The organism is Caulobacter rhizosphaerae, assembly GCF_010977555.1.
Classification (GTDB): Bacteria; Pseudomonadota; Alphaproteobacteria; order Caulobacterales; family Caulobacteraceae; genus Caulobacter; species Caulobacter rhizosphaerae.
The window spans coordinates 3,115,107-3,128,500 of the sequence record NZ_CP048815.1 but is presented as its reverse complement, the minus strand read 5'-3'; the positions used below and the strand labels follow the sequence as shown (position 1 = coordinate 3,128,500).

Here is a 13,394-nt window from a genome sequence, read left to right as displayed (position 1 = left end):
GCGCGATTGACCCACGCGGCCAAGGCGGCTGTAGTCGCGCCGGGATATCGGGGGAGACCGTCATGCACGAGGTTTGGCTGCTGAACGCCGGATAGCCGCGGGCCTTGTGGAGGACGCAGCCTTGACCCCGCGGTTCGGCGACGAACCCGCCGTATCGCAAGCGCAAGGCGGCGCGGATCCCATTCGTGTGGTGATGCGCCGAGACGAAACATCGAGCGTCACGGGCGCAGGAGGGTTGTATGGCGGCGGGTCAAACGATCAGGCTCAGGCTGACGATCCAGGACCCGGTCCCGGGGGTCGCCTACAGCTTGCAGAACAAGAAAAGCGAAGCGGTCGGGCAGGTCATCGCCGCTGGCGGACCGCTGTCGTTCGATGTCCCCGTGCGGATCACGCCGGGGCCGAAATTCCTGGGAGAGTTCGTCCGCAGCGAAGGGCCGGTCCGGCGCTTCGTCTACATCGCCATCGGAGGCCAGGCCGGCCTGGCGGCGTCCCCCTGGAGCCGCCGCGCCAAGATCGACATCCACACCCTGCCGACCGACCTGCTGGAGCAGGCGCTTGCCGGCAAGATCCTGGAGGCCCGCCTGCCGGGCAGGGACAAGGACGGCGGTCCGGCCTGCGCGACGGTGCGCCCGCTCCGCGCCTGGCGGGTCGTGGAATGATCCAGCCCTAGCCCAGCAACGCCTTGGTCGCCGCCGCCACGTTCACCTGCCGCATCAGGCTTTCGCCGACCAGCATGGCCTTGGCGCCGGCCGCTTCCATGCGCACCACGTCGTCTTGGACGAACAGGCCGCTCTCGGTGACCAGCAGGGCGTCGGCGGGCGCCTGGGCGGCCAGGCGCTCGGTGACGGCAAGGTCGACCACGAAGCTCTTCAGGTCGCGGTTGTTGATCCCCACCAGGGTGGAGCCGAGCTTGCCGGCCCGCTCCATCTCAGCCTCGTCATGCACCTCGACCAGGGCGTCCATGCCCAGGCGAGCGGCTTCGCCCATCAGGTCGGCGGCCAGGGCGTCGTCGATCATCGCCAGGATCACCAGGATGGCGTCGGCGCCCAGGGCGCGGCTCTCGGCCACCTGCCAGGGATCGACGAGGAAGTCCTTGCGGATGCAGGGCAGGGCGACGGCGGCGCGGGCGTCGATCAGGTAGCCGTCGGCGCCCTGGAAGCTGGGCCCGTCGGTCAGCACCGAAAGGCAGCACGCGCCGCCCTCGGCATAGGCCCGGGCCAGGGCTGGCGGGTCGAAGTCGGCGCGGATCAGGCCCTTGGACGGCGAGGCCTTCTTGATCTCGGCGATCAGCGACAGCTTGCCCGGCGCATGGCCGGCCTCCAGCGCGGCCTTGAAGCCGCGCGGGCTGCTGGCGGCCTTGGCGGCGGCGTCGACCTGGGCGAACGCACGCCGCCGCTTACGGTCGGCCACGTCCTCGCGCTTGTAGGCGGCGATCTTGGCGAGAATGTCGGTCATGCGGCGATTTCTGAATTGGTGGCGGCGACCAGGCCGGCCAGGGCCGCCTTGGCCCGGCCGTCGTCGAGCACCGCGCCGGCCAGCTCGACGCCCTCGCGCAGGGTCTCGACCCTGTCGGCCACCAGGAAGGCGGCGGCGGCGTTGAGCATGACGATGTCGCGATAGGCGCCCTTTTGGCCGTCCAGCAGGGCGGTCAGGGCGGCGGCGTTGAAGGCGGGGTCGCCGCCGGTGATGTCGGCCAGCGCCGCGCGCGGCAGGCCCACGGCCTCGGGGGTGATCGTGAACAGCCGCAGGGACCCGTCGCGCCATTCGGCGACCTCGGTCTCGCCGGTGGTGGTCAGCTCGTCCATGCCGGCCCCGTGCACCGACCAGGCGCGCTCCGCTCCCAAGGCCCCAAGAGCCTTGGCCACGGGTTCGACGAAGCGATGGGCCGAGACGCCGACGACCTGGCGCTTGGCCCCCGCGGGATTGGTCAGCGGGCCCAGCAGGTTGAAGATGGTGCGGAAACCCAGCTGCTGACGGATCGGCGAGACGTGCTTCATCGCCCCGTGGTGCGACTGGGCGAACAGGAAGCAGATGCCGGCGGTGTCCAGCGCCTGGCGCTGCTGGACTAGGGAGGCGTCGATATTGACCCCCAGGGCGGCCAGGACGTCGGCGGTGCCCGACTTGCTGGTGATCGCCCGGTTGCCGTGCTTGGCCACCTTCAGCCCGCCGCCGGCCGCCACGAAGCCCACGGCGGTCGAGATGTTCAGGGTGTGCAGGCCGTCGCCGCCGGTGCCGCAGACGTCGACCACGTCATAGGGGTGGTCCAGGTGGATGGCCGCGCGGCGCATGGCGCGGGCGCAGGCGGTGATCTCGCCCACCGTCTCGCCGCGCAGGCGCATGGCGGTGACCGCCGCGGCCACCTGGGCGGGGGTCGGCTCGCCGCGCAGGCAGGCGGCGAAGAAGGTCTCGGCGTCGTCCTCGTCCAGGGTCTGGCCGTCGGCCAGCTTGGCCAGCAGGGGCTTGAAGGCGTCCGACATCGCCTAGACCCAGATCGCCGCGTCGCGCTGGACCTTGGCCAGGTCCAGGAAGTTGGCCAGCAGCTGGTGGCCGCCCTCGGTGGCGATCGACTCCGGGTGGAACTGTACGCCGTAGACCGGCCGGGTCTTGTGCTGCACGCCCATGATCTCGCCGTCCTCGGTCCAGGCGGTGATCTCCAGGTCGTCGGGCAAGGTGGCCTTGTCGACCGCCAGGCTGTGATAGCGGGTGGCGATGAACGGGTTGGGCAGGCCCTTGAACACGCCCTGGTCGTTGTGGAAGATCTTGCTGGTCTTGCCGTGCATCACTTCCTTGGCGCGGATCACGTCGCCGCCATAGGCCTGGCCGATGGCCTGGTGGCCCAGGCACACGCCGAGAATCGCCAGGTCCTCCGGCGCGCCGCGCAGCAGCGGCAGACAGATGCCGGCCTGGTCGGGGGCCTTGGGGCCCGGCGACAGCAGCACGGCGTTGGGCCGCAGGCCCAGGGCCTCCTGCACCGACAGGTCGTCGTTGCGATGCACGACGGTGTCGGCCCCCAGCTCGTTCAGATAGTGGACGAGGTTGTAGGTGAAGCTGTCGTAGTTATCGATGACCAGGATCATGACGCCGCCTTTCGCCGCTTGCTTCTAGGGGCAACCACGCCGCAGGCCAAGTCATCCGATGTTGCGTCGCCGCGCGGACTCGCCATAAGATTGATCATTGAGCGGCAATCTTCTCTGTTGGTTGTGTTCATGACCTATCGCATCGTCGTCACCGAGGTGACGCTGTATGGCCGTCTGCGTTGCGTCGCCGGCTTTGAACTGGATCGCGGCGTGATGATCCGGCCCGAGCCGGAGCCGGCGGGCTTCTGGGAGGCCAAGGTCTGCGGGCCCAACACCACCTTCCATCCCGGCCATGTGGTGGAGTTTCGCGGCGAGCGCCCCCTGACCGCCTTGCCGCACAACACCGAGGACATCGTGGTCGGCGGCCGGCCGCGCAGGCTCGCCGTGCTGAGCGCCGACGGCTTCCGACAGGCGCTGGCGCGGGCGGCGGCCTTTTCCCCCGAAACGGTGTTCGGCGGCCATCTGCGGTTCGACCGCGACAAGGCCTATGTGCCCGCGGGCGCGCCGTGCGGGTCGCTGGCCTGCCAGACCATCGATGCGGCCAGCTTCAAGCTTTTCGACCAGCCCTACAGGGACGAGCACAAGCTTCGCGCCGAACTGGAGGTCGCTGGCCATGTCCTGCACCTCGGCGTGGCGGCCAAGGCGCTGAAGCAGGCCTTCGAGAAGGAGGGGCTGGCCGCCGCCCAGGCCCTGGCGCCCAAGGCGGGGGGGCCCAGGTGCGGCTGGGGCTGGCGCGTCCCTTCAAGGAGCATCCCGATCAGTGCTATCTTCAGGTCAATGGACTCCACGCCCTCTGACCCCCGCGTCCTGACGATCGGCCACTCGACCCACAGCTGGGAGCGGTTCGAGCGCCTGCTGCTGGGCGCCGGCGTCACGGCGGTGGCCGACGTGCGCACCAGCCCCTGGTCGCGCCATACGCCGCAGTTCAACCGCGACGCCCTGGCCGAAAGGCTCAAGGGCGCGGGCCTGGCCTATGTCTATCTCGGGGACGCCCTGGGCGGCCGGCCGACCGGGGCGCACCTGTTCGACGACGGGGTGGCCGACTACGAGGCCATGGCCGCCGAACCGGCGTTCAAGGCGGGGCTGGAGCGGGTGCGCAAAGGGGCCGAGCGCCACGTCGTGGCCCTGATGTGCGCCGAGCAGGAGCCCCTGGACTGCCATCGCTGCCTGCTGGTGTCGCGCCAATTGAAGGCGATGGGCCTGGCGGTCTCGCACGTGCTGCCGGACGGCCAGGTCGAGCCGCACGCGGCGACGGAACGCCGGCTGCTGGTCTGCGAAGGGCTGGAGCACGACGACTTCCTGGAAGGTCCCGAAGAGCGCCTGGCGCGAGCCTATCGCCAGCGCGCCCGCAAGGCCGCCTATGCGGAGGATCCGCCGGAAACGGCGGTGCTCGGCGCCGCCGGATGACCGACGTCTGCACGATCGGCTTCACCCGGACCACGGCCAGGGGCTTCTTCGAGCGCCTGAAGGCGGCCCAGGTGCGGGCGGTGATCGACGTGCGCCTGCACAACACCTCGCAGCTGGCCGGTTTCGCCAAGGCCGACGACCTGGCCTTCTTCCTCGGCGAGATCGGCGGCATGGCCTATCGCCGCGAGCCGCTGCTGGTGCCGTCGGACGACATCCTCAAGGCGTTCAAGCGCGACAAGGGCGACTGGCGCCTCTACGAGACCCGCTTTCTGAGCTTGATGGCCGAGCGCAAGATAGAGACGCGGCTCAAGCCGGACCTGTTCGAGGGCGCCTGCCTGCTCTGCTCGGAGGCCGCGCCGCATCACTGCCACCGGCGACTGGTCTGCGAGTACCTGAACTGCAAGTGGGACGGCCGGTTGCGGGTGCGACATCTGTGATCTCGCCTCGAGGCGAGTCGCCGGGCATGCTCACGGGCATGGACCTTGCTGATTCCACGCTCGACACCGCCGCCCTGGCCTATGCCCGGGCCCTGCTGCGCAAGCCGGCGCGCCGGCAGAAGATGGGGCCGGTGCTGGCCGCGGCGGCCTTCGCGGCGCTCAGCGCCGTGACCTTCGCCGCGGTGATGGTCATGGCCCCGCCGGCGGTCGTCCAGCACCTGCCGTCCGACCGCCTGGGCGACTAGGTCAAGGACTGGCTAGGCGAACCGCCAGGCCTCTTCGGCCGCGCGCTTCAGGGCCCGCGACTTGTGCAGGGTCTCGTCGTACTCGGCGTCGGGGTCGCTGTCGGCCACCACGCCGCCGCCGGCTTGGACGTACATCATGCCGTCCTTGACCAGAGCCGTGCGCAGCACGATGCAGGTGTCGACCGAGCCGTCGGCGCCGATATAGCCCACGGCGCCGGCGTAGCCGATGCCGCGCTTCTCGACCTCAAGCTCGTCGATGATCTCCATGGCCCGCACCTTGGGCGCGCCCGACAGCGTGCCGGCGGGCAGGGCGGCCATCAGCACGTCGACCGGATCCACGCCCTCGGGCGCATCGCCCTCGACGTTGGAGACGATGTGCATGACGTGGCTGTAGCGCTCGATCTTGAAGCTGTCGGTGACGCGGACGTTGGCGTGCTTGCCCTTGGCCGCCGGGTCGTTGCTGCCGGCGTGCTTGAGCATGGCCACCCGGCCCACGTCGTTGCGGCCCAGGTCCAGCAGCATCAGATGCTCGGACCGCTCCTTGGGATCGGCCAGCAGCTCCTTCTCCAGCGCCAGGTCCTGCTCGGGCGTGGCGCCGCGCGGACGGGTGCCGGCGATCGGCCGAATGGTGATCTTGCCGTCGCGCAGCCGCACCAAGATCTCGGGGCTGGAGCCGACCAGGTTGAAGCCGTCCAGGTCCAGGAAATACAGGAACGGCGACGGGTTGGTCCGCCGCAGCGAGCGGTAGAGGGCGAACGGCTCCAGCGGGAACGGCGCGCGGAAGCGGTGGCTGGGCACCACCTGGAAGATGTCGCCGGCCCGGATGTACTCCTTGGCCTTCTCGACCACGACCGCGTAGTCCCGCCGGCTGACCGGCGTGGTGAACTCGGCCTGGCCGTGGCTCTGGCGCGGGGCCGGCTGGCTCAAGGGGCCGCGCAGGTCGGCCATCACGCTCTCGATGCGGCCCTGCGCGGCGGCGTAGGCGTCGGCGGCCGACACCCCGGCCTGGGGCCGGGCGGTGGTGACCAGGATGATCTCCTGGGCGATGGCGTCGAACACCGCCACGATGGACGGCCGGGTCATGATGCCGTCGGGCAGGCCCAGCGTGTCTTCGTTGACGTCCGGCAGGCGCTCGGCCAGGCGGACCATGTCGTAGCCGAGGGCCCCGAACACGCCGGCCGACGGCGGCGGCAGGCCGGCCGGCAGCTCGATCCGCGACTGGGCGATCAGGTCGCGCAGGCTGTCCAGCGCGCCGCCCGCCTGGGACGTGAAGCGGCCGGCGGCGATGTCGTCGCCCTGGGCGATCTCGGCCTGGTCGCCGCGGCAGCGCCAGACCAGGTCCGGCTTCATGGCCACGATCGAATAGCGGCCGCGCCAGGCGCCGCCCTCGACGCTCTCGAATAGAAAGGCGTAGGGCCGGCCATGGCCGATCTTCAGATAGGCCGAGACCGGGGTCTCCAGGTCGTCGATCAGCCGGGTCCAGACCACCTGCGGGCGGCCGGACTGGTAGGCGGCGGCGAAGGCGTCGAAGCTGGGCTCAAGGCTCATTGAGCCAGGCCCTTGGGAGCCTTTTCCTTGGCCTTGGCCGGCGCCTTGCCGTCCTCGGCGGGGAGGGCGCTGGTGTCGACGCCGATCGCCTGGCGGGCCAGGGTCAGGTTGACCTTGGTCTTCAACTGGGTCTTGGCGGCGTCCTGGGCGGCCATGCCGACGTCGCGCAGCAGGCCCTGCGAGGTCTGCGGGCGGGCGACCTCGGTGATCTGGGCCATCTGCTCGGGCGAACCGGGATGGACCTTCTCGACCAGGGCGACCAGATAGCCGCCCTGCGGGCCGCGGCTGACGAACGCCACGCCCGGCTTGGCCCCGAAGGCGCCCATCAGCAAGTCGCGGCCCAGGCCCTGGAACTGGCGGGCGTTCTGGCGGGTGATGTTGGGCACGCGCTGCACCTGGGCCTGGGCCGAGGCGGCGACCGCTTCCAGCGACTCGCCCTTCTTGACCCGCGCCACCAGCTCGTCGGCCTTGGCCTTCATGCGCTGCAGCAGCTGGTCCAGCTGCCATTGCTGGGCCAGGGGCGCGCGGATCTCGGCCAGGGGCGGCATGGCCGAGGGAATGACCTTCTCGACGCGGACGGCGAAATATTCGCCCTTGCCGGCCTCGATCAGCTCGCTCTCGCCACCCGAGGGGAGCTCGAAGGCGGTCTTCAGGGCGTCGGGGGTCAGGCCGGCGGCCGGCTGGCCGGTCTGGTCGGCGCCGTTGGCGGCGACCGGCGCGGTGGTCATCACAAAGGCCCCGGCCTTGGTCGCCGCGTCGATCAGGTTGGCGCCGCCGTCGTGGGCGTCCTGGTAGGCCTGGGTCTGCTCATAGGCCTTGGCCTGGGCGGCCTGGGCCTTCAGTTCGGCCTCGATGGCCGGACGCTGGGACTCCAGGCTGGGCGTGGTCGCCGGGCTGATCTTGGTCAGCTTGACCACCGAGACGCCCAGGTCGCCGTTGATCGGGCCGCTGACCTGGCCGGCGGCCAGGGCGAACACCGCGTCGGCCACCTTGCGGTCGGGCAGGGCGGATTTCGGCTTGGAGTCGATCATCACCGGCTGCTTGCCGTAGGCGCTGGCGACGATGGCCGGCTGGTCGCCCTTGGCCAGGCGCTGGGCGATCACCGCGGCGGCCTTGGCGTCTGGGGCGACGATCTGGACGAACGAACGGGTCTCGGCCGTGCCCAGGGTGTCCTTGCGGAAGTTGTAGGTCTTGACGATGTCGGCCTCGGGCACGGTCACCGACGGCTCCAGGGCCTTGGCGCTGAAGCGGACCACCGACAGCACCCGGGTCTCCGGACGGGTCAGCTGGGCGGCGTGCTCCTTCATGAAGGCCTGCAGCTGGGCGTCGGTCGGGGCGGCGGGCTTCTCGACCGTCGCGGGATTGATGGCGAAGGCGGCCAGGTCGCGGCCTTCCAGGCCGTAGGCGGCCTGCAGCGCCGAATAGATGCGCGGGGCGCGCAGGCTGGAGGCCACGGCGCTGAACAGGTGGGCCTGGGCGATGTCGTCGCGCAGCGAGGCCTCGTAGCGGGCCGGGGTCAGGTCGTTCTGAGCCAGCAGCCGCTGGTACAGCGCCGTGTCGAACTTGCCGGTGATCGGGTCGAACGGACGCTGGCCCGGGGGCAGGCTGGCCATCTGCTCGCGCAGGGTGTCGCCCACCACCTTGTCGGACGGACGCACGCCCATCTTGCGGATCAGCTCGGCCAGGGATTCCTGCAGCGCCAGCTGGGTTAGCATCTTGCGGTCGACGCCCTGTTCGACGGCGATGTCCGGGGTGACGGTCTGGCCCTGGGCCTGCTGCTGCTTGCGGTAGGCCTCGAAGTGCGCCTTGAAGTCCTCCGGCGACATGTTCCGCGACCCGGCCGCGATCACCCACTTGCCGGGGGGATGGCGGAAGACGTCGCTGATGCCGAACACCGCGAAGCTGACGATGAGCAGACCAAACAGGACCACCGCGAACGGCGATTTGGCGAAGGAGCGGAAGCCGGCGAGCATGACTGGGAGAAACCTTCCTCGAAAATCGCGCGGTTTCCCCGCAGGGCGGCGGAACGAACGCGAGTTGCGGGTATAGTAGAGCCCCGGGGCGCTGGGCAAGCGGCGGCAGGGCGCAAGCGGCCTTGACTTCCGCCCCGCCAAGGGCCCCAAACCGGGCGCATGACCCTTTCTCTGACCACGCCCCGGCCGCTGATCGCCGGAAACTGGAAGATGTTTGGCCTGGAAGCCTCGCTTGACGAGGCCCGCGCGGTCGCCGCGGCGGTGTCCGCCAGGCCGCCCGCCGCCCGCGTGGCGATCTGCCCGCCCGCGACCCTGCTGCACCGGATGGCCCAGGCCATGGCCGGCGAGGGGGTGATCGTCGGCGGCCAGGACTGTCATCCCGCCGAAGCGGGGGCCCACACCGGCGACGTCTCGGCCGCCATGCTGGCCGACGCCGGCGCCCGGCTGGTGATTCTCGGCCATTCCGAGCGCCGCGCCGCCTACCAGGAAAGCGACGCGCTGGTCGCGGCCAAGGTCGAGGCCGCCCTGGCCGCCGGCCTGGAGCCGATCGTCTGCTTCGGCGAAACCTGCGACCAGCGCGACGCCGGCCAGGCCGAGGCGGTGGTCACCGGCATGGCCCGCGGCTCGCTGCCCGCCTCGCTGGCGGGCCAGGCCTTCGCCGTGGCCTACGAGCCGGTCTGGGCCATCGGCACGGGCCGCACCCCGACCCCGGCCGACATCGAGCACGTCCACCAGGCGCTGCGCGGCGTGCTGGTCGAGCGGTTCGGCGACCATGGGGCCAGCGTGCCGATTCTCTATGGCGGCTCGGTGAAGCCCGACAACGCCCGCCAGATCCTGGCCACCCCCGAGGTCGGCGGCGCCCTGGTCGGCGGCGCCTCGCTGAAGGCGGCGGACTTCCTGGCGATCATCGCGGCGGCTTAGGATCGTCGGGGACACGCCCTTGCGGCGTGTCCCCAGGTCTCGCACGGGGGCAGGCGGTCGGGGACACGCCGCAAGGGCATGTCCCCGGCAGGGTGCTTATCCTCGGGGCATCGGAGGCGAACCCCAGCGATTTCAACGCCCTGAATTTTCTCGACCTAACTTATCCTCACCCCTCCAGACCGCCCTTATCCTGACTTCACCTCGTCGCAGGGAAAGGGCGCATGGCCAGCGACCGATGCGGCGGCGGGGGGCGATCGAGCGGGAAGCTTCGTCGGCGGTCTCTCGGGACCAAACCTCGCGTCTCTGGAGCCGGTCGGGCCTGGAACACTAAAACGACGTGGCGCGAGGGCTGGCGGAGCAACAGGCGGGCGGTGACGCGCTCGCGGTCCGGGACCGGGGTTCGTTGACCTGGCCCGCCCGCCGGAGGCTTCAAGGCGGCGAGGCCCCAACAGGGTTCAGCGCCGCTGCGCTTCCGGACAACGACCGCGCGGAGCGATCGGGCTTCGTCGAAACGGTACACAAACTCAAACACTCCGGACGATGTCCGGCGCTCCGCGTCCCTTTCCATACCTTCAGCGAGAGATCGCGTGAGGCGGCCAACACTTGCCCCCACCTGACCGCTTCGCGGTCTGTCCGCCCCCAAAGGGGGCGGAGCCTTCGCACCGGAGCGCTATTTCCCCTCTGGGGGAAGACGACAGCGAAGCGGTCCGTAGGGGGCAGGTGGTCAGGCCTCACAGCCTATGGAGAACAGCCCTTGCCCCTAGAACAGCAGCCCATAAAGCCGGCAGTCCCGGCGCTCGCCGTCGCGGTCGACGTGGCCCTTCAGGTAGCCTTCCTGCTCGAAGCCCAGCTTCTGCAGCACCTTCTCGGCCCGGGCGTCGCCCACATGGGTGCGGGCGATCATCCGCTTGAGGCCCAGGGACGAGGCGCAGTGGGCCAGCAGGGCGGCGGCGGCCTCGGTGGCGTAGCCCTGGCCCCAGCCGTCGCGGGCGATGATGAAGCCCAGCTCGCCGCGATGATGGCGCCAGTCCAGGTCGACCAGCTCGCAATAGCCGAGGAAGCGGCCGGTCTGGACATGGCGGATCGCCCAGTACAGCGCCCGGCGGTCCTCCATCTCGGCCACCTGGGCGGCGACCGTGGCCTCGACCTCGTCGGGATCCTCGATGGGGTCGCGGTCCCAGTGGGCCATCACCTCCGGATCGCTCAGGAACGGGTAGAGGAGGGGGGCGTCCTCGACGGTCATCGGGGCCAGGCTGAGGCGTTCGGTCTCAAGGATCATGCGCGAGGATGGACCCGATATGGACGGCGGGGCGGGCTTGAGTGCGGCCGGTTCATCCCCAGCTATGGCGCGGGCTCGTCGCAAGTGATAGAGGGGCCGCTTCGTTTTTCGCGGCGGAAGTGTCCGCCGCCTGGCTCGAGATCGATTTAGACATGCTCATCGGCGTTCTGCTGACCATCAACATCATCGTTTGCATCGCGCTGATCGCCATCGTGCTGATGCAACGCTCCGAGGGCGGCGCCCTGGGCATGGGCGGTGGCGGCGGCGGCTTCATGACCGCGCGCGGGGCCGGCGACCTCCTGACCCGCACCACCTGGATCCTGTTCTCGATCTTCCTGGTCATCAGCCTGGCCCTGACCATCCTCACGGGCCGCATGGGCGCCAGCAATTCGGTGGTCGATCGCCTGAAGCTGGACGGCCTGGACAGCAAGACCCTGAACGCCGCGCCGCTGCCGGCCGGTCCGACCGCGCCAGCCCCGACCACCTCGGCCCCGGTCCCGGCCGGCCCGTCGACCGCCGCCCCGGCCGCGATCCAGGCCCCGACCCCGACCATCAGCGCCCCGACTCCGACCGTCTCGACGCCCAAGCCGGCGGCTTCGGCCGCCAAGGCGCCGGCCAAGGCCGAGGCGAAGGCGCCGGCCGCCGCCGCGCCGGTCCCGGTGATCAACGCCCCGGCGCCGGCCGAGCAACAGCCGGCCCAGTAAGGGCCGGCGACATTTTACTGTTGATGAACGCCGGTCTTTTCCCCGGCGACGTAGAATCACGGCTAATCTGATCGCCCATGACCCGGTACATCTTCATCACCGGCGGCGTGGTTTCCTCATTGGGAAAAGGCCTCGCCTCCGCAGCGCTCGGAGCGCTCCTGCAGGCTCGCGGCTACAAGGTTCGCCTTCGTAAGCTCGACCCCTATCTCAACGTCGATCCGGGCACGATGTCCCCGTATCAGCACGGCGAGGTCTTCGTCACCGACGACGGGGCCGAGACCGACCTCGACCTTGGTCACTACGAGCGCTTCACCGGCGTGTCGGCCACCAAGGCCGACAACATCACCACCGGCCAGATCTACAAGACGATCATCGAGAAGGAGCGCCGCGGCGACTATCTGGGCGCGACCGTCCAGGTGATCCCGCACGTCACCAACGAGATCAAGGACTTCGTCCTGTCGCCGGCCCTGGATGAGACCGGCGAGAAGCCGGTCGACTTCGTGCTGGTCGAGATCGGCGGCACGGTGGGCGACATCGAGGGCCTGCCGTTCTTCGAGGCCATCCGCCAGTTGCGCCAGGACCTGCCGCGCGGCCAGAGCTGCTATGTGCACCTGACCCTGCTGCCGTTCATCAAGACGGCCGGCGAGATGAAGACCAAGCCGACCCAGCACTCGGTCAAGGAACTGCGCTCGATCGGCATCCAGCCCGACATCCTGCTGTGCCGCTGCGAGCAGGACATCCCGGTCGAGGAAAAGCGCAAGATCGCCCAGTTCTGCAACGTGCGGCCCAGCGCGGTGATCCAGGCGATGGACAGCTCGTCGATCTATGCGGTGCCGATCGACTATCACAAGGAAGGCCTGGACGCCGAGGTGCTGGACGTGTTCGGCATGAGCGACGCGCCCAAGCCGGACCTGTCGCGCTGGGAGGCGATCGACCAGACCGTCAACCACCCCGACGGCGAAGTCACCATCGCGGTGGTCGGCAAGTACACGGTCCTGAAGGACGCCTACAAGTCGCTGATCGAGGCCCTGCACCACGGCGGCCTGGCCAACAAGGTCAAGGTCAACCTGGACTGGGTGGAGAGCGAGACCTTCGAAGGCGACCCCGGCGCCGCGGCGGCCCGCCTGGAGAACGCCCACGCCATCATGGTGCCCGGCGGCTTCGGCGAACGGGGGGCGGAGGGCAAGATCCGCGCCGCCCAGTTCGCCCGCGAACGCAAGGTGCCCTATTTCGGCATCTGCTTCGGCATGCAGATGGCCGTCATCGAGACCCTGCGCAACGTCGCCGGCATCAAGGACGCCTCGTCCAGCGAGTTCGGCCCCACCGAGCGTCCCGTGGTCGGCATCATGACCGAGTGGATCAAGGGCAACGAGACCGTCCAGAGGCGCAGCAACGACGACCTGGGCGGCACCATGCGCCTGGGGGCCTACGAGGCCGTCCTGACGTCCGGGAGCAAGGTCGCCGAGATCTACGGGACCACCGACATCAGCGAGCGCCACCGCCACCGCTACGAGGTCAATATCGGCTACGCCCACCTGATGGAGGACGCCGGCCTGAAGCTGACCGGCCGCTCGCCCAACGGCGTGCTGCCCGAGATCGTCGAGCGCGAGGACCATCCGTGGTTCATCGGGGTGCAATATCACCCCGAGCTGAAGAGCCGTCCGTTCGCCCCGCACCCCCTGTTCGCCAGCTTCATCGCGGCGGCGAAGGAGCAGGGAAGGCTGGTCTAACAAGCGCGGTTGCATCCCCGAACAGATTCGGGCATAAGCGCGCCCTCACGCGGCGGCCTGGGCATTGCCCGAG

Annotated in this window: 13 protein-coding genes; 7 read left to right on the top strand and 6 right to left on the bottom strand. The window is 70.0% G+C overall.

What is annotated here, in order from left to right; all coding sequences use genetic code 11:
• Positions 1-239 precede the first annotated feature (239 nt).
• Positions 240-659 (top strand): DUF5990 family protein, encoded by a 420-nt coding sequence (locus G3M57_RS14230; RefSeq protein WP_163231284.1) that lies wholly within the window; start codon positions 240-242, stop codon positions 657-659.
• Between the two features lie 7 nt (positions 660-666).
• On the opposite strand, the gene trpC is transcribed toward G3M57_RS14230, so the two are convergent.
• From trpC to G3M57_RS14215, 3 genes are read right to left on the bottom strand one after another with little or no spacing between them, the layout of a single operon-like run.
• Entirely contained in the window at positions 667-1,455 is a 789-nt protein-coding gene (gene trpC / locus G3M57_RS14225; RefSeq protein ID WP_163231282.1) for an indole-3-glycerol phosphate synthase TrpC, read from the bottom strand.
• Positions 1,452-2,477 carry an anthranilate phosphoribosyltransferase gene (trpD, locus tag G3M57_RS14220; protein WP_056750154.1) on the bottom strand — a complete coding sequence of 342 codons (1,026 nt, stop codon included), beginning with the start codon at positions 2,475-2,477 and terminating at the stop codon, positions 1,452-1,454. Before trpD ends, trpC begins: the two co-directional genes overlap by 4 nt.
• Positions 2,478-2,480: 3 nt before the next feature.
• The gene (locus G3M57_RS14215; protein ID WP_056750160.1) at positions 2,481-3,077 is read right to left on the bottom strand and encodes an anthranilate synthase component II; all 597 of its coding nucleotides are present in this window, start codon (positions 3,075-3,077) and stop codon (positions 2,481-2,483) included.
• A gap of 129 nt (positions 3,078-3,206) precedes the next feature.
• Between G3M57_RS14215 and G3M57_RS27490 the strand changes: the two genes are divergently transcribed.
• Genes G3M57_RS27490 through G3M57_RS14200 form a run of 3 tightly spaced genes read left to right on the top strand, consistent with a single transcriptional unit; the run spans position 3,207 to position 5,166 of the window.
• Positions 3,207-4,484 carry a DUF488 domain-containing protein gene (locus G3M57_RS27490; RefSeq protein WP_230983807.1) on the top strand — a complete coding sequence of 426 codons (1,278 nt, stop codon included), beginning with the start codon at positions 3,207-3,209 and terminating at the stop codon, positions 4,482-4,484.
• Positions 4,481-4,921 carry a DUF488 domain-containing protein gene (locus tag G3M57_RS14205; protein ID WP_163231280.1) on the top strand — a complete coding sequence of 147 codons (441 nt, stop codon included), beginning with the start codon at positions 4,481-4,483 and terminating at the stop codon, positions 4,919-4,921. Before G3M57_RS27490 ends, G3M57_RS14205 begins: the two co-directional genes overlap by 4 nt.
• Before the next feature lie 38 nt (positions 4,922-4,959).
• On the top strand, positions 4,960-5,166 hold the full coding sequence (locus G3M57_RS14200) for a hypothetical protein (protein WP_056750176.1): 207 nt from the start codon (positions 4,960-4,962) through the stop codon (positions 5,164-5,166).
• A 12-nt stretch (positions 5,167-5,178) separates the two neighbouring features.
• Here G3M57_RS14200 and trpE read toward each other — a convergent pair whose 3' ends face one another.
• Together trpE and G3M57_RS14190 are read right to left on the bottom strand one after the other, a co-directional pair.
• Positions 5,179-6,714, bottom strand: coding sequence for an anthranilate synthase component I (gene trpE, locus G3M57_RS14195; RefSeq protein WP_056750180.1), 1,536 nt, complete (start codon positions 6,712-6,714; stop codon positions 5,179-5,181).
• A complete protein-coding gene (locus tag G3M57_RS14190) occupies positions 6,711-8,687 on the bottom strand; it encodes a peptidylprolyl isomerase (RefSeq protein WP_056750183.1) in 1,977 nt (658 codons plus the stop codon). Before G3M57_RS14190 ends, trpE begins: the two co-directional genes overlap by 4 nt.
• A 159-nt stretch (positions 8,688-8,846) precedes the next feature.
• Between G3M57_RS14190 and tpiA the strand changes: the two genes are divergently transcribed.
• A complete protein-coding gene (gene tpiA, locus G3M57_RS14185) occupies positions 8,847-9,608 on the top strand; it encodes a triose-phosphate isomerase (RefSeq protein ID WP_056750186.1) in 762 nt (253 codons plus the stop codon).
• A 760-nt stretch (positions 9,609-10,368) separates the two neighbouring features.
• Here tpiA and G3M57_RS14180 read toward each other — a convergent pair.
• Positions 10,369-10,887 (bottom strand): GNAT family N-acetyltransferase, encoded by a 519-nt coding sequence (locus G3M57_RS14180; RefSeq protein WP_056750189.1) that lies wholly within the window; start codon positions 10,885-10,887, stop codon positions 10,369-10,371.
• A gap of 152 nt (positions 10,888-11,039) precedes the next feature.
• On the opposite strand from G3M57_RS14180, the gene secG reads away from it, so the two are divergent.
• Entirely contained in the window at positions 11,040-11,591 is a 552-nt protein-coding gene (gene secG, locus G3M57_RS14175; RefSeq protein ID WP_163231278.1) for a preprotein translocase subunit SecG, read from the top strand.
• A 77-nt stretch (positions 11,592-11,668) separates the two neighbouring features.
• Positions 11,669-13,321: a CTP synthase gene (locus G3M57_RS14170; RefSeq protein ID WP_056750195.1), complete on the top strand. Its 1,653-nt coding sequence runs from the start codon at positions 11,669-11,671 to the stop codon at positions 13,319-13,321.
• Positions 13,322-13,394 lie beyond the last annotated feature (73 nt).